18 protein-coding genes are annotated in these 20,097 nt (G+C 74.9%); 8 read left to right on the top strand and 10 right to left on the bottom strand.

The window, feature by feature from the left end; genetic code table 11:
- The first annotated feature begins 111 nt into the window (after positions 1-111).
- From AC27IY_RS15200 to AC27IY_RS15230, 7 genes are all read left to right on the top strand, one after another.
- Positions 112-1,887, top strand: coding sequence for a protein kinase domain-containing protein (locus tag AC27IY_RS15200; protein ID WP_487178318.1), 1,776 nt, complete (start codon positions 112-114; stop codon positions 1,885-1,887).
- Positions 1,888-1,936: 49 nt separating this feature from the next.
- Positions 1,937-2,335, top strand: a complete 399-nt coding sequence (locus AC27IY_RS15205; protein WP_487178319.1) for a Zn-ribbon domain-containing OB-fold protein — start codon at positions 1,937-1,939, stop codon at positions 2,333-2,335.
- Complete coding sequence (locus AC27IY_RS15210; protein ID WP_371252946.1) at positions 2,332-2,655, top strand: VOC family protein; 324 nt, start codon at positions 2,332-2,334, stop codon at positions 2,653-2,655. The genes AC27IY_RS15205 and AC27IY_RS15210 overlap by 4 nt, the downstream gene beginning before the upstream one ends.
- 24 nt (positions 2,656-2,679) lie before the next feature.
- Positions 2,680-4,200: a class I adenylate-forming enzyme family protein gene (locus tag AC27IY_RS15215; RefSeq protein ID WP_487178320.1), complete on the top strand. Its 1,521-nt coding sequence runs from the start codon at positions 2,680-2,682 to the stop codon at positions 4,198-4,200.
- On the top strand, positions 4,197-6,260 hold the full coding sequence (locus AC27IY_RS15220) for an acetate--CoA ligase family protein (protein WP_487178321.1): 2,064 nt from the start codon (positions 4,197-4,199) through the stop codon (positions 6,258-6,260). The genes AC27IY_RS15215 and AC27IY_RS15220 overlap by 4 nt, the downstream gene beginning before the upstream one ends.
- Positions 6,247-6,996: a glucose 1-dehydrogenase gene (locus AC27IY_RS15225; protein ID WP_487178322.1), complete on the top strand. Its 750-nt coding sequence runs from the start codon at positions 6,247-6,249 to the stop codon at positions 6,994-6,996. Before AC27IY_RS15220 ends, AC27IY_RS15225 begins: the two co-directional genes overlap by 14 nt.
- Positions 6,997-7,263: 267 nt before the next feature.
- The gene (locus AC27IY_RS15230) at positions 7,264-9,315 is read left to right on the top strand and encodes a CHAP domain-containing protein (protein WP_487178323.1); all 2,052 of its coding nucleotides are present in this window, start codon (positions 7,264-7,266) and stop codon (positions 9,313-9,315) included.
- On the opposite strand, the gene AC27IY_RS15235 is transcribed toward AC27IY_RS15230, so the two are convergent.
- Genes AC27IY_RS15235 through AC27IY_RS15265 form a run of 7 tightly spaced genes read right to left on the bottom strand, consistent with a single transcriptional unit; the run spans position 9,312 to position 14,671 of the window.
- Positions 9,312-9,692: a hypothetical protein gene (locus AC27IY_RS15235; RefSeq protein WP_423473795.1), complete on the bottom strand. Its 381-nt coding sequence runs from the start codon at positions 9,690-9,692 to the stop codon at positions 9,312-9,314. The two genes, AC27IY_RS15230 and AC27IY_RS15235, sit on opposite strands and share 4 nt — an antisense overlap.
- Positions 9,686-10,126, bottom strand: a complete 441-nt coding sequence (locus tag AC27IY_RS15240; RefSeq protein WP_487178324.1) for an acyl-CoA thioesterase — start codon at positions 10,124-10,126, stop codon at positions 9,686-9,688. The genes AC27IY_RS15235 and AC27IY_RS15240 overlap by 7 nt, the downstream gene beginning before the upstream one ends.
- Before the next feature lie 2 nt (positions 10,127-10,128).
- Positions 10,129-10,761, bottom strand: coding sequence for a TetR/AcrR family transcriptional regulator (locus AC27IY_RS15245; RefSeq protein WP_423445491.1), 633 nt, complete (start codon positions 10,759-10,761; stop codon positions 10,129-10,131).
- A gap of 15 nt (positions 10,762-10,776) precedes the next feature.
- Positions 10,777-11,613: a TIGR03619 family F420-dependent LLM class oxidoreductase gene (locus tag AC27IY_RS15250; RefSeq protein WP_364450335.1), complete on the bottom strand. Its 837-nt coding sequence runs from the start codon at positions 11,611-11,613 to the stop codon at positions 10,777-10,779.
- Complete coding sequence (locus AC27IY_RS15255) at positions 11,610-12,554, bottom strand: acyl-CoA dehydrogenase family protein (RefSeq protein ID WP_487178325.1); 945 nt, start codon at positions 12,552-12,554, stop codon at positions 11,610-11,612. The genes AC27IY_RS15250 and AC27IY_RS15255 overlap by 4 nt, the downstream gene beginning before the upstream one ends.
- A complete protein-coding gene (locus AC27IY_RS15260) occupies positions 12,551-13,660 on the bottom strand; it encodes an acyl-CoA dehydrogenase family protein (RefSeq protein ID WP_423445497.1) in 1,110 nt (369 codons plus the stop codon). Before AC27IY_RS15260 ends, AC27IY_RS15255 begins: the two co-directional genes overlap by 4 nt.
- Positions 13,661-13,705: 45 nt before the next feature.
- Entirely contained in the window at positions 13,706-14,671 is a 966-nt protein-coding gene (locus AC27IY_RS15265; protein ID WP_423473800.1) for an alpha/beta hydrolase, read from the bottom strand.
- A 69-nt stretch (positions 14,672-14,740) separates the two neighbouring features.
- On the opposite strand from AC27IY_RS15265, the gene AC27IY_RS15270 reads away from it, so the two are divergent.
- Positions 14,741-15,484, top strand: a complete 744-nt coding sequence (locus tag AC27IY_RS15270; RefSeq protein WP_423445500.1) for a dienelactone hydrolase family protein — start codon at positions 14,741-14,743, stop codon at positions 15,482-15,484.
- Here the strand turns inward: AC27IY_RS15270 and AC27IY_RS15275 are convergent.
- Genes AC27IY_RS15275 through AC27IY_RS15285 form a run of 3 tightly spaced genes read right to left on the bottom strand, consistent with a single transcriptional unit; the run spans position 15,472 to position 20,083 of the window.
- On the bottom strand, positions 15,472-16,212 hold the full coding sequence (locus AC27IY_RS15275; RefSeq protein ID WP_487178326.1) for an ABC transporter ATP-binding protein: 741 nt from the start codon (positions 16,210-16,212) through the stop codon (positions 15,472-15,474). The genes AC27IY_RS15270 and AC27IY_RS15275 overlap by 13 nt on opposite strands.
- 2 nt (positions 16,213-16,214) lie before the next feature.
- Entirely contained in the window at positions 16,215-18,818 is a 2,604-nt protein-coding gene (locus AC27IY_RS15280) for an ABC transporter permease subunit (protein WP_487178327.1), read from the bottom strand.
- On the bottom strand, positions 18,815-20,083 hold the full coding sequence (locus AC27IY_RS15285) for an ABC transporter substrate-binding protein (RefSeq protein WP_487178328.1): 1,269 nt from the start codon (positions 20,081-20,083) through the stop codon (positions 18,815-18,817). The genes AC27IY_RS15280 and AC27IY_RS15285 overlap by 4 nt, the downstream gene beginning before the upstream one ends.
- Positions 20,084-20,097 lie beyond the last annotated feature (14 nt).

The raw sequence follows: 20,097 nt of genomic DNA on the forward strand, positions 1-20,097 counted from the left end.
CCACCTCCCGTCATAAGGGGTTAACTCACGGCGAAATAGCCGCACTCGTGACAACCAACACCCCGGGTGAGACCGTCGAACCCAGAGACGGCCGCCGTATGGGGGTAGGACTTGGTCCCTGGTTACCGCGAAGTACGCCAGCTCGGCGCGGGCCGCACCGGCCGCGTGTTCCTCGCCACGTACGAATCGACCGGCGCCTATGTGGCGATCAAGTACCTGAACGCCACGCTGCGCAGGGACGCCGAGTTCATGGAACGCATCCGGTCGGACACCCACCACCTGGTCGAGCTCGACCAGCCCGACATCGTCCGCCTCTACGAGTACGTCGAGACCCCCGCCCGCGCGGCGCTCGTCATGGAGCTGGTGGACGGCGTGACCCTGCGCGCGCTGCTGGCCGAGCACGGCCACGTGACCCCGGAGGCCGCGCTCGCCGTGCTCAAGGGCATCCTGCTCGCCCTCGCCGCCGCGCACGACAAGGGCGTGCCGCACCGCGACGTCAAGCCGGAGAACGTCCTCGTCCAGGCCGACGGCACCAGCAAGCTCACCGACTTCGGCGTCGTGGTGCACGCCGAGGAGCCGGGCGTGCCCGCGGGCAGCCCGGCGTACATGTCGCCCGAGCTGTGGACCCGGCACGAGGCCGGCCCGTCCGCCGACCTGTACGCCGCCGCCTGCACGCTCTTCGAGGCGGTCAGGGGACGGCCGCCGTTCCGCGCCGCCGGGGAGGGCGGCCAGGAGGAGCTGGACGTGCCGGCCACCAGGGACCGGCACCTGACCGAGCCGATCCCCCTGGAGGTGGTGCCGGACACGCTGCGCGACCTGCTCAGGCGCGGCCTCGCCAAGGACCCGGCCGTACGGTACGCCTCCGCCCGCGCGTTCGCCGCCGAGCTGGAGGAGGACGCGGTCGCCGGCTACGGCCCGGAATGGGAGAAACGCGGCCGCCGCCACCTGGCCGAGCTGGCCACGCTGATGGCTCTCCGCTTCCCGCTGGCGCGCACGGATCGCGCCACGAGCGGCGGCGGCGCGGCCGTGGCCCTGCGCGACCGGCTCGCGCGCATGCCGCGTCTCCCGCCGCACCTGTGGGTGACGGGCGTGCTGGTGATGGCGGTGGCGATCGGGATCGTGCTGTCGGGCGGGCGGTTGCCCACCGGGCCCGGGGCGATCCTCCTGCCGCCGCCGGAGGAGGAGAGGTCCGAGCCCGCGCCCTCGCCCGCCGACGCCACGACCGGCCCTACGACTCGTCCTACGACTCGTCCCACTGGGCGCCCCACGTCCCGCGCCACCGGCGAGGCCGCGCCCCGCACGCCCGCCGCCACGCCGGGCCGGACCAGCGCCGCCGCTCCGCGCCGGACCCCGCCCACCACCGCCACCGCGACCGCGCCGGCGCGGCCCACCCCCGGCCAGGCGGGCACCGGCGGGCCGCATCCGGCCGTGCGGGCGGCCACGATCACCGCCTGGAGCGGGCGGAGCGGATCGGTACGGGTCGCCGCCGACGGGACCGGCCAGGTGCGGCTGCGGGTGACGTACACGCGGCGCGACGGCGACGACGCCCCCGCCACCACGCTGCACCAGGAGACCCGCGTCCTGAGCGGCCACACGTCGTACACCAGCGCCGTCGGCCACGACCCCGGCGCGGTGGCCTGCGGCCGGCGCGTCTACGCCGGCATCGTCGTCATGACCGAGCCCGCGTCCGGCAACGGCCCCCAGGTGAGCGAGGTCCCCGTGGACGGCCCCGCCTGCCCCACCCCGTCCTCCACCCCGACCACCTCCCACTCCCCCAGCCCCGTCAACGCCCCCGCGACCGGCCCTGGAACCGGCCCCACCACCGGCCCCGGGGAAGCCCTGGACGGGCCGTCGGAGCTCGTCGGGACGCTGACCCCCGTCGAGTGACCGGGCGCGGCCTTGCCGGGCAACCAAGCGTGCGCTAGCTTGGCAATCGATGAGCGCCGTCACCGCCACGCCCCCTCTCCCCGACCCGCCCGCTCACCTGGCCGGGTACCGGGCCGCCTGCGCGCGGGGCGAGCTGGTCGTCCAGCGCTGCGCGGGCTGCGGCCGGTGGGTGCACCTCCCCGAGGCGGCGTGCCCGTGGTGCGGAGGCGGCGAGCTGACGTACGAGCCGGTGACGGGGACGGGCGTGGTGCACACCTTCACCGTCGTTCATCGGTCGTTCGCGCCTGACTACCAGGGGCGGGAGCCGTACGTGATGGCGTGGGTGGACCTGCCCGTGGGCGTGCGCGCGTTCGGGCACGTGGTGGGGTGCGCGCCGGAGGAGGTACGCATCGGCATGCCGGTGCGGGTGACGTTCGTCGACGAGTTGCCGCATTGGAGGCCCGCGTGAAGCTGGGCAACGTGCTGATCCCGGTGGCCGACCTGGACGAGGCCATCGCCTTCTACGGGCTGCCGGTGAAGTTCCGCGACGGCGACCGGTTCGCGGCGCTGGACGGGGGCGGCGTCACCGTGGCGCTGGCCGGGCCCGCCGAGCACGTCACGCCGGGGGCGGCGCCGTCGTACAAGGTGGACGACGTGCGGGAGAGCGTGCGTGAGCTGGCCGCGCGCGGGGCCGAGGTGGTGCGCGGCCCCGAGGAGGGGCCGCACGAGCGGCGGGCCGTGCTGCGCGATCCCTCGGGAAACGTCTTCGTGCTCTATTCCCCCCTCTGAGCCCCGCCGATCTGGAGGCGCCCCATGGCCCCATCACCGTACGGCAACTACGGCCACGCGATCCTGACCGCCGGCGCGCTGCGCACCCCCGACCGGGTGGCGCTGACGTACTGCGGCGAGCGGAGCTTCACCTACGAGGAGCTGAACGCGAACGTCAACCGCCGCGCGAACGCCCTGCTCGCCACCGGGATCGGCCCGGGGCGGCGGGTCGCGGCGCTGCTCAACGAGACGCTGACGGTGGCCGAGGTCTACCTGGCGCAGGCCAAGATCGGGGCGGTGACGGCGGCGCTGAACCCGTACTGGCCGGTCGAGACGCTGCGGGACGTGGTCGCCGCGTCGGGCTGCACGGCGTTCGTGCACGACGCGACCGTGGCCGAGACGGTCGAGCGGATCAGGGGCTCGCTGCCCGAGGTCACCACGTGGATCGACGCCCGCGAGCTGACCGGCGGCCCGGACGCCGAGCCGCCGCTCGCCGGCTTCCACGACGACCCGCTCGCGCTCTACTACACCTCGGGCACCACCGGCCTGCCGAAGGCGGTCGTGCACACGCACGCCTCCTCGCTGGCCACCGCGCAGGTCTGGCTGGACGTGCCGCGCGGCCCCGACGCGGTGTTCGGCACCGGCGCGATCATCTGGGGCATCGGCTTCCCCGCCATCGTCGGCCCCGCCCTGTACGCGGGCCTGCGCCTGGTGCTGGAGCAGGACTGGGGGCCGGCGAACTTCCTGCGCGTCGTGCCGCGCGAGCGGGTCACGCACGTGTCGCAGATCCCGTCGTTCTACGCGGCGCTGCTCGGCTCGCCGGAGCACGAGGACGTGGACCTGTCGTCCATCCGGGTGATCATGCTGGGTGGCGAGCCGCTGACCGCGCCCATGCTGGACCGGATCAAGGCCCGGCTGCCCGAGGCGGGCGTCTACTCCTATTACGGGCAGACCGAGGCCCCGTACACGTGCATGGGCCGGGTGGACGACGGCTCGACGCCGCTCGGCTCCTCCGGGCGGGCCCGCACCGGCAACGCCGTACGGGTCACCGACCCGAAGGGCCGCCGGGTGATCGACGAGGTGGGCGAGATCAACCTGGCCGGGCCGCACCGCATGGCGGGCTACGACGGCCTGCCCGAGCGGACGGCGGAGGTGCTGCGCGGCGAGTGGTACGTCGGCGGCGACCTCGGCTCCGTCTCCGCCGACGGCGTGCTGCGGGTGCTGGGCCGGCGCGAGGACGCGATCGCCAAGGGCGGCGTGTGGACGCAGCCGGCCGCGGTCGAGGAGGCCGTCGCGGCGCTCGACGGCGTGGCCGAGGCGGGAGCCGTCGGGGTGCCCGAGGGGGCGGCCGAGCAGCGCATCCTGCTGGCCGTCGTGCCGCGCGCCGGGCACTCGCTGGACGCCTCCAAGCTGGCGCTCGCCCTGGCCGACACCCTGCCGGAGCACCGGCGGCCGGACCACATCGTGGTGGCCGAGGAGCTGCCGCACTCGCAGGACGCCTCGGGCGGGCCAGGGAAACTGCTCCGCAAGGCCATCCGCGACCAGTACGGGCACCTGCTCGGGTGAGCGCCCAGGAGCACGTCCACGAGCACGTCCACGAGCACGTCGTCAAGGCGATGCTGCGCGAGGCCGGGGTGCCGGTGCCGCGCGGCGTCGTGCTCCCCCCGGACACGCGGGACTTCGGCGCGGCCGGGGAGCTGACCGAGCCGCTGGTGCTGAAGGCGTTCGGGCCGCAGCTGGTGCACAAGTCCGAGTCCGGCGCGGTGACGCTCGGGCTGCGCGCGACCGAGCTGCCCCGCGCGGCGGCCCGGATGCGGGAGCGGGTGCCGCACCTCGCCGGGTTCCTGGTCGAGGAGCAGGCGGCGGCCGGGGTCGAGCTGATCGTGGGCCTGGTCAGGGACGCCGCGTTCGGCCCGGTGCTGCTCGCCGGGCTGGGCGGCGTGTGGACGGAGACGCTGCGGGACACGGCGCTGCGGCTGTGCCCGGTGTCGGAGCCGGACGCGCGGCGCATGCTGGCCTCACTGCGCGCCGCCCCGCTGCTCGCGGGGAGCAGGGGCCGGCCGCCGGTGGACCTGGCCGCGCTGGTCAAGCTGCTGCTGGCGGTCGGCGGTCCCGGCGGGCTGTGGGAGCGGCTGGAGCTCGGCGAGTTCGAGCTGAACCCGGTGATCGCCACCCCGGACGGCGTGACGGCCGTGGACGCCCGCTATCTGCCCGCCGCGCCGCCCCCGCCCGTCACGCGCGGGGGGACGGCCGACTTCCTGCCGCTGTTCGAGCCGCGCGCGGTGGCCGTCGTGGGCGCGTCCGCCACGCGGCCCACCTTCGGGAACATGTTCCTCGACTTCTACCGGGCCGCCGGGGTCCCGCTGGTCGCCGTGCACCCGAAGGCGGAGGAGGTGGCGGGCGTGCGGGCCGTGCGCTCGCTCTCCGAAGCCGCCGAGACCGCGGACGTGGACTACGCGCTGGTCGCCGTGCCCGCCGAGCGCTGCCCCGAGGTGGTGGCGCAGGCGGCGGGCGTGCCGTTCGTGCAGGTGATGAGCGGCGGCTTCGGCGAGGCGGGCCGCGCAGGGCTGGAGGACGAGCTGGTCGCCGCCGCCCGCGCGGCCGGCACCCGCCTGCTCGGGCCCAACTGCATGGGCGTCTACTGCCCGCGCGGCCGGCAGACGTTCGTCGGCGGCGGGCTGGGGCCGCCGGGCTCGGTGGCGCTGATCTCGCAGAGCGGCGGCCTCGCCGGCGAGGTGATCAAGGTCGGGGAGCGGCGCGGCCTGGCCTTCAGCCGGGTCGTCACCGTCGGGAACGCCGCCGACGTCACCCCGGCCGAGCTGCTGCGCTGGCTGGCGCGGGACGAGGAGACGCGGGCCGTCGGCCTCTATCTGGAGGACCCGCGCGACGGACGGGAGCTGTACGAGGCGCTGCGGGCGCTGGACCGGCCGGTCGTGCTGCTGGTGGGCGGGCGCACCGGGCAGGGCCGGGCGGCCGCCGCCTCGCACACCGGCGGCCTGGTGAGCGACCGGCGCCTGTGGGAGGCGGTCGCCGAGCAGGCCGGGGCGGCGCTGGTGACGAGCCAGGACGACCTCATCGGCGTGCTCGCGTACTTCCAGGCCCACGCCGCCCGCCCGGCCGACGGGGACGGGGTGCTGGTGGTGGGGCCGAGCGGCGGCGCGAGCGTGCTGGCGGCCGACGCGTTCGACGCCGCGGGGGTGCGTCTGGACCCGCTGCCCGAGGACGTGGCCGGCGAGCTGCGCGGGCTCGGCGTGGCGGCCTTCGGCAACCCCCTGGAGGCGCCGGTGGGCCCGCGTGGCCGCCCGGACCTGGTGCCCGCCGTGGTCGCGGCGATCCTGCGGGCGCGGGCGTACCGCGACGTGGTGGCGCACGTCAACGTGCAGGCGTTCTTCACCTACGGCGACGCCCCCGAGGCCCTGTACGCCTACGCGCACGCGCTGGCCGCCGCCCAGGGAACGCTGCCGCGTACCAGGTTCACGCTCGTCACCAGGAACGGCGAGTGCGCGCCGCCGGGCGTCGAGGACGAGGTACGGCGCGTCGCGGCGGCGGCGGGCATCCCGGTTTACCGGTCCATGGAGGCGGCCGCGGTGGCCGTGGCGGCAGGAGGAGATCATGGGGCTGCTTGACGGCAAGGTCGCGCTGATCACCGGCGGCGCGCGGGGCATGGGCGCGGCGCACGTGCGGCTGTTCCTCGCCGAGGGCGCGCGGGTGGTGTTCGGCGACGTCCTGGACGAGGAGGGCAAGGCGCTGGCCGAGGAGACGGGCGCCGCCTACGTCCGGCACGACGTGCGCAGCGCGGCCGAGTGGCAGCGGGCCGTGGGCACCGCCGTGGGCCTGCACGGCCGGCTGGACGTGCTGGTCAACAACGCCGGCATCCTCAGGTACGGCCGCATCGCGGACATGCCGCCCGAGGAGTTCGACCGGGTGGTGGACGTCAATCTGAAGGGCGCCTGGCTGGGCGTCAAGTCGGTGATCGAGCCGTTGAGGGCGGCCGGCGGCGGCTCGATCGTGAACATCTCCTCCATCGAGGGGCTCATCGGCGCGGCGGGGCTGTCGGCGTACGCGGCCTCGAAGTTCGCGGTGCGCGGCCTCACGAAGTCGGCGGCGCGGGAGCTGGCGGGGTTCGGGATCCGGGTGAACTCGGTGCATCCCGGAGCGATCAACACGCCGATGGTGCACGATCCGGACCTCGCGCGGGAGGTGGACGCGGAGGCGTTCGTCAAGGCGATGGTGATCAAGCGCTTCGCCAAGCCGGTGGAGGTGTCGCACGTGGTGGCGTTCCTGGCCTCGGACCGGTCGAGCTACTGCACGGGCAGCGAGTTCACCGTGGACGGCGGGCTGCTCACGGGCGCGGGCTACTGATTACTAACCCTTGGGACAGTAAGATCTTTTACGGTTAAACAGCGCTCGCCTGGACATTTCTGGCAGCATCCTGACCTGCGATTTCCTTGCCCCGCAGGCTTTGCCATCCTTTTGCGCATGCTTGACCTGGTATTACGGCACGGTAACCTCGCTTCATCACGGTAGATGACAAGCCTCCGGTCTTGTCCCACCAGTCACAGGGGGCTTCTCTACCCAGTGCGGCGTGGGGCGAAACCGGCCTTGCCCGGAAGGTGCCCTCATACTTCCATGACGCCAGAGACGCAGAAGTTCATCGAGTTGCTCCAGAGCCAGCTCGGCTACGCCGAGAAGGCCGGCGCGTACACCAAGTTCGGCGACTGGTACGGCAAGAACGTCGAGTTCGACGACGCCTTCACCACCGCCCCCTGGTGCGACATGCTCCTCTCCTGGGCCGCGCACAAGCTCGGCTACGAGGAGTGGATGGGGCAGTTCGCGTGGACGGTGGAGCACGCGAAGTGGTTCAAGAAGCAGGGCGCCTGGGGCAACAAGCCCAAGCCGGGGGCGTTCGTCTTCTACGACTGGGGCGGCTCCAAGAGCATCGACCGCATCGACCACGTCGGCGTCGTGGTCCGCGTCGAGGGCAACAAGATCATCACGATCGAGGGCAACATCGACGGCGGTGTCGCCAAGTACAAGAAGCGTGACACCAGCAAGGTCGTCGGCTACGGCTACCCCGATGTCGTCAAGGCCAAGCTCGACGCGAAGGCGGCCAAGAGGAAGTCCGAGGTCGAGGGGTCGCTGCCGCCCGACTCCGGCCCCGGCACCCCCACGCTCTACGTGCAGGACGGCTCGCTCACCGCGATGATCCCGCAGACCGGCGTCGAGCAGGAGAGCGGCGCGCGGCCCCCGTTCGCCGCCCGGCCCGCCGCCCCGGAGCGGAAGAGCGAGCGGACCACCGCCGCCAAGAAGCAGACCACGCCCCCGAAGAAGACCGAGCGGTCCACCGGCTCCCCCACCGACGTGCGGGCGGGCGCGACCACGGACTCCTCGACGGGCGCGACGACGACCGGCACCGGCGCCAGCCCGGCACCGGCCGCCCCCGGCCAGGGGACCAAGCTGGGCAAGCACGCCAAGCCGACCACCGCCGACACGACCGCGGCCACCGCCGAGCCGCTGCCCACGCACGCCGACGCGAGCGCCACCGGACCGCTCCCTGCCATCTCCTCGCCGACGCTGATCGGCTCGACGCTGGTGGCCGCCCTGGCGCTGCTCGCCGTGGCCAAGACCCGCCAGAACCGGGTACGCGCCGCCGCTGCCGCCGCCTCCCCCGCCCCGCGTCCGGTCCCGTCCCACCGGGGACGCCGCCGCAAGCGCCGTGGCGCCGCCCTGCCCGTCACGCGGCCCGCGTGGAGCCGTACGCTCGCGTCCGGCGCCGCCGAGCTCGTCACGGGCCCGGCCCCGAGCCTCACGCCCGAACCGGCCACCACGGCCGGCCTCGTCGCCGCGACGGCCACCCCCGACCTGATCACCACGACGGCCGCCGACCTGGTCGCCACGTCCGCCGCCGACCTCACCGCCGCCGACCTCACCGCCGCCGACCTCACCGCCGCTGAGACCACGTTCGACCGCGTCGCCGCCGAGACCCTCTTCGCGCGGGAGAACGCCGACCTGTTCGCCGCCGAGACCCCGTTCGTGCGGGGCGACGCCGACGTGGTCGCGGCCGGCACCTCCCCCGTCGGGTCCAGGGACGCCCGGCTCGTCGCGGCGGGCGGCAGCGGCAGCGACGCCTCGCCCGCCGAGCAGGTACGCCGCATCAGGGAGGCCCGGCCCTTCGACCCGTTCGCGGACCCCGCGCCCCTGCGCCGGGGCCGTGGCCGCCGCGCCGCCGCCCCCGACCCGCGCACCGGCATCGCCGTGGACAACCCCTACCGGCGCACCGGCCGCCACGCCGACGCCGAGTCCTTCGGCGAGCCGGTGGACGTCGGCCCGTTCGAGCCGTGCTGGGACACCGGCCCGATGCGGCGCATCAGCGACGCCGACCCGCGCGACACGGGCGCGTTCGTCTTCGAGACCGGCCCGTTCCAGCGGATCGTCATCCCGGAGGCCACCAGCTCGTTCGACGCCTTCGCCCCCGCCTGGACCGGCGACGTCCTCGACGGCCCCGCCCCGGCGCCCGTCTCCTACCGGGGACGCCGCCGCCGCCAGGACCCGCCCGCCGAGGAGCCCTTCGTGGACCTGCTGCCGCGCGGCCGCCGGCACCGCCACGACGAGCGCGAGCTGGTCGGCGCGATCAGCGCCACCTCGACCGGCCAGCGCAGCCGGGGCCGCCACCGCGCCTAGGCGGCTCTGCCCGTCTCGAGGTCCCGCCGCAGGGCGGCTCGGTCCAGCGTGTCGAGCCGCCAGGTGCGGGACCGCAGCGTGCCCCGGTGGCGGTACGCGCGCATGATCCGCACGTGTGCCGGCACCCGTACGAACGCGTGCAGATCGTCCTCCGTACGCCACACCGACAGCGAGCCGGCCCGGCGGGCGCCGACGTCCGCCCAGAGCCACATGCCCACCGCGCCGGGCAGCGTCGGCCACAGGCGGCTCAGCGACAGACCGTGCCTGGCGATGCCGGGCAGGTCGAGCAGCCGGTGCGTGCGGTAGTCCGTCAGGGCGGCGACCAGCGGGCCCGGCAGGCCGCCGGCGGAGCCGGCGATCCAGCGGGACGTCAGCACGCCGCCGCCGCCCGGCGGAGCAGGGGTTCGGCGGCGGTGCGCAGCTCGTCGCTGAACGGCGCGGGCCGCAGGGTGGCCGGGTCCAGGTTGACGTTGACGCGATAGCCCTCGGCGTGCACCACCGCGCGATCGGCCGACAGCACGCGGAAGCCGTAGACGCCGCTGGTGCGGCCCAGGCGCTCGATCCAGAAGTGCACCAGCGGCTCCCCCGGCCCCGCGATGGGCACGTGGTAGGTCACCTTGAACTCGCGCACGGCCAGGAAGACGTCCTTGAACGCCGACTCGGCCGGGTCGGGGGCCCAGCCCAGGCGCTGCCAGTAGGCACTCATCGCCCGCTCGACCAGCAGGGCGTAGCGCGAGTTGTGCAGCAGGCCCATGGCGTCGAGGTCGTCGAAATGCACCTGGACCGGCTCGTGCACGCCGTCTTCGGTCATGGTCAGTCCTCCGGGAGAAGCGTCGGGTCGGGGCAGAGGGCGCGCAGGCGTTGCAGCACGGCGCGGCGGGCGTGGACGAGGGAGGCCGGACCGTCGAGCAGACGGGAGTGGATGATCACCATCTCGCCGAGCGCGTCGATCTCGTACGCGAGCTGGGCGGCGTCCACGCTCTCGACGAGCTCGCCCATCGCCACGGCCTGGGCCACCTGCCGCCGGATGAACTCCTGCCAGTCGTTCATGGCCCGCGCGACGCGGTCGCGCAACGCGCCCGGACGGTCGTCGAACTCGGCCTGGACGGTGAAGAAGAAGCATCCGCCGGGAAGCACGCCTTCGCCGTAGAACCGCAGCCGCGCCTCGTGCAGCGCGAACAGCCGCCGCACCCCGGCCGGGGCCCGCAGGGCGGGCGCCACGATCTGCTCGGTCCACTGGCGGGCGGCCCATTCCACGGCGTCGAGCTGCAGCTGCTCCTTGTCGCGCCAATGCGCGAAAAATCCGGACTTGCTAGTGCCGGTCGCCGCCGCCAGCCGCCCCAGGGACAGCCCGTCCAGCCCTTCGACGGAGGCCAGGCTCACCGCCTGCTCCAGGATCGCCTCGCGGCTGCGCAACCCGCGCAGCCGCCGGCCGTCTTGTGTCATGAACGCAAAACTACATTAACGACCGATCGTTTGTATATCTCGGCCGACCCCGTACCGCGCCGCGAAGGCGGTCAGCGCGGCGACCGCGTCACGGCCGCGCGTCCACGGCCGGACGATCAGCCGCTCCACGCCCAGCGCCGCCCACGCCGGGACCTCCTCGGGCGAGCCCAGCGCGTACGCGTGCGCCGTCACCGGCACCCCGCCCCCCAGCCGGTCGAGCTGCGGCCTGATGGAGTCGAGGGTGTGCGGCATGCTGATCCACCCGTCGCAGAGCCGCGCCGCCCGGCGCAGCGCCGCCGCCGACTCGCCGCCCGCGAGCACCGGCAGCCGCCGCTGCACCGGTTTGGGCTCGAAGGCGACCTCCGGGAAGGAGTAGAACCTGCCGGAGTGGGCGACCACCGGCTCGGTCCACAGCCGCCGTACGACCGCGACGGCCTCGTCCAGCCGCGCCCCGCGCGTCTCGAACGGGATCCCGGCCGCGTCCCACTCCCCCCGGTACCAGCCGGCCCCCACCCCGCACACGGCCCGCCCGCCCGAGACCACGTCCAGGGTGGCGAAGGCGCGCGCCGACACGAAGGGGTGGCGCAGGGCGAGGAGCTGCACGGCGGTGCCGAGCAGCACCCGGCTGGTGTGCGCGGCCAGCCAGCAGAGGTACGCGGGCGCGTCGAACAGCGGCGTCTCCGGCCTGATCCCCGGGTCGGCGCCGCCCGGATAGCGGGCGAGTGACAGGTCCGTGGCGAACACCAGGTGCTCGGGCAGCCACACCGACTCGAACCCCAGCTCGTCGGCCGCCACCGCGACGTCCTTCCACGCGGCCGGATGCAGCAGGCCGAGCGGCACCCCGAACTTCACGGCCACCTCCGCGCGTCGCCGCCGAGCAACGCGGCCCGCAGGCGGGCGCGGTGGACGGCGCTGGTCCCGTACGCGGCCCCGAGCGACCAGGCGCGGGCCAGCCAGAACCGCAAATCCAGCTCGTCGGTGTAGCCGACGGCCCCGTGCACCTGGAGCGCGGAGCCGGCGGCGAGCGCGGCGGCCTCCCCGGCGGCGGCCTTGGCGGCGCTGGCGTCCCTGCCGGCGGCGGGCGCTCCGGCGTCCAGCGCGAGTGCGGCCCGCCACACGAGCGGCGCGGCGAACTCCACGGCCACCGCCACGTCGGCGAGGCGGTGCTTGACCGCCTGGAAGGACCCGATGGGCGCGCCGAACTGCGTCCTGACCCGGGCGTAGGCCACGGAGCGCGCCAGCAGCTCCCTGGCCACGCCGACGAGCTGCGCGGCGGTCGCCACGGCGAGCCGGTGCAGCACGGGTTCGGCCGGGGCCTCCAGCGGCTCGTACGCGTCGTAGGCGACCGCGAACAGCGGCCGGCACGGGTCGATGCCCGGCCTGGGGGTGATCTCGGCCGCCTCGACCAGCCGGGACCCGTCCGGGCGGAGCACCACGAGGAGGCCCGCGACGTCGGCGTCCGCCGCGTACGCCTGCCCGGGAGCGACCACGCTCACGCACGGCTCGCCGCCGGCGGCCTTGGGCAGCAGCGGCGCGGCCACGACGGTCTCCGCGACCGGCCCCGGCAGGCAGGCCCGCCCGGTCTCCTCCAGCGCGGGCAGCACGTCGGTCAGCCCGAGCCCGAGCCCGTCGCGCTCCGGCGGCACCAGCGCGGCGAAGAGGCCCAGCTCGGCGAGCCGCCGCCAGCCGGGCCGCCGCTCGGCGCGCAGCGCGGCCGGCGGGCAGGCGTCCCCGAGCACGTCGCGGACGGCCGCGCCGAACGCGAGCTGCTCGTCGGTGAAGGCGAAGTTCATCGTGGCAGCCCCAGGACGCGTTCGGCGACGATGGTGCGCTGGATCTCGTTCGTGCCCGCGTAGATGGGCCCGGCCAGCGCGAACAGGAAGCCGTCCAGCCAGGGCGTCTCCCCGGCCCGCTCGCCCAGCAGCTCGAGGGCGAGGGCGTGCATGCGCAGGTCCAGCTCCGACCAGAAGATCTTGCCCAGGCTGGTGGCCGCCCCGGCCTCCTCGCCCGCCATGATGCGGCGCGCGGTCGCGTACGTGTGCAGCCGGTACGCCTCCGCCTCCGTCCAGCACCGCGCCGCCCGGTCGGCCGCCGCCGGGTCCCCCGACACGCGGGCCAGCGCGAGGAGCCGGTCGGCGGTGGCGAGGAAACGTCCGGGGCTGCGGAGCGTGAGGCCGCGTTCGGAGGAGGTGGTGGCCATGGCGATGGGCCAGCCCTGCCCGGCCTCGCCGAGCACCATCGACTCCTCGACCCGTACGCCGTCGAAGTGCAGCTCGGCGAAGCCGGGCAGCCCGTCGAGCTGGGCGACGGGGCGGACCGCGACCTCGTCCAGGGGGAACATGAAGTAGGTCAGGCCCTTGTGCCGCGCCCCCGAGGTGCGGAAGAGGCCGAAGCCGTGGGTGGCGTGGGCGGCCCGCGAGCTCCACGTCTTGTGCCCGTGCAGCCGCCAGCCGCCGCCGGGGTCGGGCTCGGCGCGGGAGGTGAGCGCGGCGAGGTCGCTGCCCGCCTCCGGCTCCGACCAGGCCTGCGCCCAGACGTCCGCGCCACTGGCCATGCGCGGCAGCCAGCGGGCGCGCTGCTCCGGGGTGCCGAACCGCATGAGGCACGGGGCCAGCAGGAAGATGCCGTTCTGGGTGACGCGGGCGGGGGCGCCGGCGGCCCAGTACTCCTCCTCGAAGATCAGCCAGTCGATGAGGGAGGCGCCGCGGCCGCCGTACTCCTCGGGCCAGGAGACCACCGAGAGCCGGGCCGCGGCGAGCCGCGCCTCCCACGCGCGGTGCGCCTGGAAGCCCTCGGCGGTGTCCATGGACGGCAGCGGCGGATCGGGGACGTTGGCGCTCAGCCAGTCGCGAACCTCGGCGCGGAAGTCCCGCTCAGCCGGGGAGAAGTCGAGATCCACAGCAACCAACCTAGCGCACGCTTGGTTGGTTGCCCAGCCTCCAGCTCAGACCCCGTACGCTCGCCGCAGCGCCGCGATCCTGGTCTCCCGCGCCCGGAGGCTCAGCGCCGCGCCCGGCACCATCATGTCGAACCCGTGGAAGGCCCCCGGATACAGGTGGAACTCGGTCGACACCCCGGCCCGGGCGAGCCGCACGGCGTAGTCCATGTCCTCGTCGCGGAACACCTCCACCTCGCCCACGTCGATGAACGCCGGCGGCAGCCCCGACAGGTCCTCGGCCCGCGCCGGGGCCGCGTACGGGGACACGTCGGGCCCGCCCGCCCGCTCGCCGAGCAGCGCCCGCCACCCGTAGCGGTTCGCGGACCTGTTCCAGACCACGGCGTCGGCGTGCTGCTCGCTGGAGTGCGTGGCGTCGCGGTCGTCCAGCATCGGGCAGAGCAGGAGCTGGAAGGCCACCTCGGGGCCGCCGCGGTCGCGGGCCAGCAGCACGGTCGCCGCCGCGAGCCCGCCGCCCGCGCTGGCCCCGCCCACCGCCAGCCTGGCCGGGTCGATGCCCAGCTCGGCGGCGGACTTGGCGGTCCACACCAGCCCCGCGTAGCAGTCCTCGACCGGCGCGGGGTGCGGGTGCTCCGGAGCCAGCCGGTAGTCCACGGAGACCGCGACCAGCCCCAGCCGCTCCACGTAGTCGATCATCATCGCGTCGTCGAACTCGGGGCTGCCCATGATCATGCCGCCGCCGTGGATCCAGTAGAGGCCCGGCCGCTCCCCGCCGCCGCCCGCCGGGCGGTAGATCCGCACCCGCACCTCGGGCGCGTCGTCCGGCCCGGGGACGTGCCGGTCCTCGATGGTCACGCCGGTCTCCGGCCGTGGCACCGCGGCCACGAACGCGTCGGCCTCCGCGCGCCGCGCCCGCAGATCCTCCAGCGTCATGGCCGCGAGGTCGACGACGGGCATAGGGGCCGCCTCGATCGCGGCGCGAAGCTCGGGATCAAGATTGGGGTGATAGGTCATGTCAGTGACCCTTCCACGCCACGCCGGGCCGTACTCCTCCGCAGATGGATATCCGTCATCCTTGGCGGCATGCTGGCGGACATGTGCCATTCCACCGACAGCAGGCCGCCCGCTCCGCCCGTCCAGGGAGAGGTGGCCTCGCACGAGCAGTTCGAGCTGACCGCGGCCGACGGCAACCGCTTCATGGCCTTCAGGGCCGAGCCCGCCGAGCCGAACGGCCGCAGCGTCGTGATCATGCCGGACGTGCGCGGGCTGCACCCGTTCTACCGCGACCTCGCGCTGCGCTTCGCCGAGGCGGGCTTCCGTACGATCGCGATCGACTACTTCGGCCGCACCGCGGGCATCGGCGACCGCGGCGACGACTTCGACTTCATGACGCACGTCAAGCAGCTCGACGCCGACGGCATCCGCGCCGACGTGCGCGCCGCCACCGACGCGCTGCCCGGCCCGGTCTTCACGGTCGGCTTCTGCATGGGCGGCGCGCACTCCTGGCGGCAGGCCCACGAGGGCACCAACGGGATCGCCGGCGGCATCGGCTTCTACGGCGCGCTGCGGGCCGTCCAGGCGCCGGAGACCGGTCCCGGCGCGCCGGTCCTGCTGCTGCGCGGCGGCGCGGACACGGTCTCCACGCCGGAGCAGTTCGCGGCGTACGAGGCGGCGCTGGAGCGCGTCGGCACCCCGTACGAGGAGCACGTGTACGAGGGCGCACCGCACTCGTTCTTCGACCGCTCGTACAAGGAGTGGGAGAGCGCCTGCCAGGACGCCTGGCGGCGGATCCTGTCCTTCACCGAGCGGCACGCTCAGCCCAGGTAGGCGGCGCGGACCACCGGGTCCTCCCGCACCGCGGCCGGGGCGCCGGCCGCGATGACCCGGCCGAGGTCGAGCACCACGACGCGGTCGCAGACGTCCATGACGAAGCCCATGTCGTGCTCGACCAGCAGCACGGTCGTCTCCAGCGCCCGGACGACCTCGGCGAGCCGGGCGGTCTGGGCGGCGTCGAGCCCTGAGGTGGGCTCGTCGAGCAGCAGCAGCGCGGGCCGGTCGGCGAGCGCCCTGGCCAGCTCGACGAGCCTGCGCCGGCCGACGGGCAGCGCGGCGGCGTACGCCTCGCGCAGCGGCGTGAGCCCGCACAGCTCCAGCACCTCGGCCACGCGCTCGCGCCGCTCCCGCTCGCGCCGCCGCCGTCCCGGCCAGCCGGCGAGGTCGGCGACGAGCCCGCCTCCACCCCCGTGCCAATCCAGCGCGGCCAGCACGTTGTCGGCCACGGTGAGCCGGCCGAAGACCTGGGTGCGCTGGAACGTGCGGCGCACCCCCGCCCTGGCCCGCGCGGCCGGCGACGTCCCGGTCAGGTCGCGCCCGCGCAGCCGGACCCGGCCCGTGTCGGGCCGCCGCAGCCCGGACACCACGTCGAACAGCGTGGTCTTGCCGGCCCCGTTCGGCCCGATCACCCCGCACACCTGGCCCTCGGGCACCTCGAACGACACCTCCTCCAGCGCCCGCACCCCGCCGAACGCCACCGAGACCCCCTCGATCGCCAGCACCGTCAGCCCACCCCCAGGTACGCGGCCGTGAGCCGGTCGCCGTCGACCTCCGACCGAGGCCCGGCCCAGGTGATCCGGCCGAGCCGCATGAACGCCACCCGGTCGGCGAGCGCCAGCGCCTCGGTCGCCTTCTCCTCGACCAGCAGCAGCGCCACCCCGCGCTCACGCAGCTCGGCGAAGACCTCGAAGACCTGCCGGACGAGCAGCGGCGCGAGCCCGAGCGACGGCTCGTCGGCGATGAGCACGCGGGGCGGGCGGACCAGCGCGGGGGCCAGCGTGAGGAGCTGCTGCTCGCCGCCGGAGAGGGCGCCGGCGAGGACGTCGCGGCGCTCGGCGAGGCGCGGCAGCCGCTCGTAGACGGGCCGGGGGTCGGGCAGCCAGGTGCGCAGGTTCTCCTCGACGGTGAGGCCGGGGAAGACGCCGCGCCCCTCGGGGGCCAGCAGGATTCCCGCCCTGGCGCGGCGGTGGGCGGGCCAGGAGGTGACGTCCACGCCGTCGAGCAGGATCCGGCCGCCGGTGACCGGCAGGTCTCCGGCTGCCACGGCGCAGGCGGTGGACTTGCCGGCGCCGTTCGCGCCGAGCAGCGCGACGACCTCGCCGGGGCGGACGGCGAGGTCCACGCCGCGCAGGACGGGGGAATCGGCGTACCCGGCGGCGACGCCCTCCAGCCGGAAGACCGCGCCCTCGACCGGTGACGACACCGATGGGCCGGTGACCGGTTCCGCAGGCGGCGGCTTCCGGTGGCGCAGCTCGGCGAGCTGGGTGAGCACGCCGTCCGGATGTTTGGCCAGGATCATGCCGCCGAGGCCGAACAGGATCGCCCCGACGTGCGCGGAGACGTCCCAGGTGGCCAGCAGCTCGGGCACGGCGACCGCGACGAGCCCGCCGAGCACCGCGCCGCCGATCCGGCGCACGCCCTGGAGCACCACGATCGCCAGCCAGACGAACCCGGAGAAGGCGGGCAGGTCGGTGGCGGTGATCGAGCCCTTCGCGACCGCGTACAGCACCCCGCCCAGCCCGGCGATCGCCGACGCCAGCACGAACAGCGTGATCTTGGCCCGGGTCGGCGACAGCCCGCAGGTGAGGGCGGCGGCCGGGGCCGAGCGCACGGCGAGGATGGCCCGTCCGGACGCCGACCGTTCCAGGTTGCGCACCAGCACCGCGACGCCGCCGATGAGCACGAGCAGCACCGCGACCAGCACCCGGGGGTCGGAGGTGTCGGCGAGGCCCAGCCCGAGCGCGGGCAGCGGCCAGCCGATGGTGCCGTTGCTGAAGGCGTCCACCTGGAAGAGCACCTGGTCGGCGAGGAGCGCGAGGGCGAGCGTGGCCAGCGTCAGCACCCGCCCGCCGAGACGCAGCGCGGGCAGCGCCACGAGCAGCCCGGCGGCCGCCGCCGCGAGCACGCCCAGCCCGATCGCGGCGGCGAACGGCAGCCCGGAGGCGAACGCCCAGCCGCAGGTGAGCGCGGCCATCGCGGCGAAGGCGGCCTGCGCCAGGTTCACCATGCCGCCGATCCCGGTGACCACGACGAACGAGCAGAAGATGAGCGCCAGCACCAGCCCCTGCGCGGCCACGCCCACGTAGTACGCGGGCGCGGCGAGCGCGAAGACGGCCAGCCCGGCTAGCCCGGCCGCCCACGGCAGGCGGCGGCGCCACGGCGGCAGCCCGGCCAGATGGTCCGGCGGCGGGGCGTCCTCGGCGGCGCTGCCCGCGACCCGCTCGCGCGAGCGGTTGAGCAGCACCAGCCCGGCGAACAGCAGGATGACCGGCACGGCGGTGCGCAGCCCGGTGACCTCCTGGAGGAAGCCGGTGTACCCGGCGACCAGGTTCTGCACGACGCCGAGGGCGAGCCCGGCGGCGAACGTCCACGGGATCGAGCGCAGCCGCCCGAACACCGCCGCCGTGGCCGAGGCGAACAGCAGCACCGTGTACGCGGTCGCGTCCAGCCCGAGCACCGCGACCGCGAGCACCCCGGCGAGCCCGGCGAGGCCGGAGCCGAGCATCCAGGCCAGCGCGGAGGTCCCGTCCGGGTCGATGCCGCGCAGCGCCGCCAGGTCCCGCCGGTCCACGCAGGCGCGCATGCGCAGCCCGTACGGGGTGTGCCGCAGGAACGCCCACAGCCCGATCGCGGTGACCACGGCGAAGCCGAACGTGATGAGCTGGTCGGTGTCGAGCGTGACCCCCAGCACGCCGACGGGCACGGACGGGTGCGGGCCGACGCCGCGCGGCAGCGAGGTGGCGTCCGCGGGCGGCAGCCCGGCCAGGTCCACGACGAGCAGGCCGAGTGCCGGCAGCGCGATCGTCAGCCCGATGGTGGCGACGATCTGCGCGGTCTCCCCGGCCCTGGCGAGGCCCCTGAACATGGCCTTGTGCAGCACGTAGCCGAGCGCGGGCGCGAACACCCCGGCCGCGAGCAGCGCCGAGAGCCAGGCGGGCAGCCCGGCGGCGGCGTTGAGCTCGTGGAACAGCAGCGCGGCCAGGAAGCCGAGCGCCCCGTGGGCGAAGTTGAACACCCCGGTCGCGGCGTAGGAGAGCGTCAGGCCCGCTCCCATGATCGCGAAGATGCCGCCGGTGACCAGGCCGCTGAGGACGTATCCGACGATCATTTGAGCGGCACGTTGTCGAAGCACTTCATGCTCTTGGCCACCTGGAAGGCGCCGCCCTCCAGTTTGACCAGGGCGCCGCAGCCGTTCGGCTCGGTGTGGTCCTTGGGGTACTCGATCCGGCCGAAGCCCGGGTTCTCGTACAGGTAGGAGCCGTTGGCCGTGTCGAGGAACCTCTCCCTGGTGAGGTCCTTGCCGGTCTTGCCGAGCAGGTCGAGGAAGATGTCGGCGGCCCAGTAGCCGATGGCCAGGTGCTGGGTGAGCGGGGTGCCGGGGGCGACCTTCTCGACGTCCTGCCTGAGCCGGGCGATCTCGGGGGCGGTGGACTCGAAGGGCTCGAACATCGGGGCGGCGATCACGCCGTCGAGCGCCCTGGCGCTGGCCGGGTCCTTGAGTATGGCGACGTCGTAGCTGGTGGCGTCGGTGAGCGTGCCCTTGTATCCGGCCCGCTTGAGCGCGCCGTACAGGCCGACGTTGAACTTGGTGCCGGCGATCACCGAGACCACCACGTCGGGCGGGCCGCCGTCGTCGGAGGTCATGATCTTGTTGACGTACGGGAGCCAGTCGGGGGGCGGCGCGGCGGCGGGCAGCCCCGAGTCGACCCCGGCCAGCTCGAAGCCCGCGGCGGTGAAGGACTGGGAGATGGTGGTGCCGCCGTACTTGCTGCCGCTGGAGTCGCTGGTCTGGACGTAGACGCTCTTGCCCTCGGCGCCGCCGAGCAGCTCGGCCATCTGCCGGCCCCACCAGGTCTGGGAGCCGTCGCCCTGCTTGGGGGCCAGGCAGCCGTTGTAGCCGAAGCCGGTCCTGGTGCCGCACCACTGCGGCCCGGTGGCCCAGCCGAACCACGGCACGCCCTGCTGCTCCAGGAAGGCCGCGCCGCCGAAGTTGGGCGCGTGCACCGGCACCAGGGCGAAGACCTGGTCCTTCTGCACGAGCTTCTTGGCGGCGGCGTCGCCCTTGGCCGCGTCCTGGGCGTCGTCCTCCGCGCCGATGAACTCGATCGTCCTGCCGTGCACGCCGCCCTCGGCGTTGGCCCGTTCGAAGCGGGCCTTCGCGCCGATCTCGGCGTCCTTGGTGGAGTAGCCGCTGGCGCTGGTCTTGGTGAGCACGCCGCCGACCTTGACCGTCGTGCCGGTGACGCCCGGCGCGGCGCCGCCCTCCTGCCGGGGTGCGCCCTTCTGCTGGGCGGCGCAGCCTGCTGCCGCCGCCAGCAGCACCGGTAGGAGCACCGGTAGGAGCACCGCCGTCACACCCCGCCGTGCGATCATGGTCACCTCATGAT

Source organism: Nonomuraea sp. B208 (genome assembly GCF_057536035.1).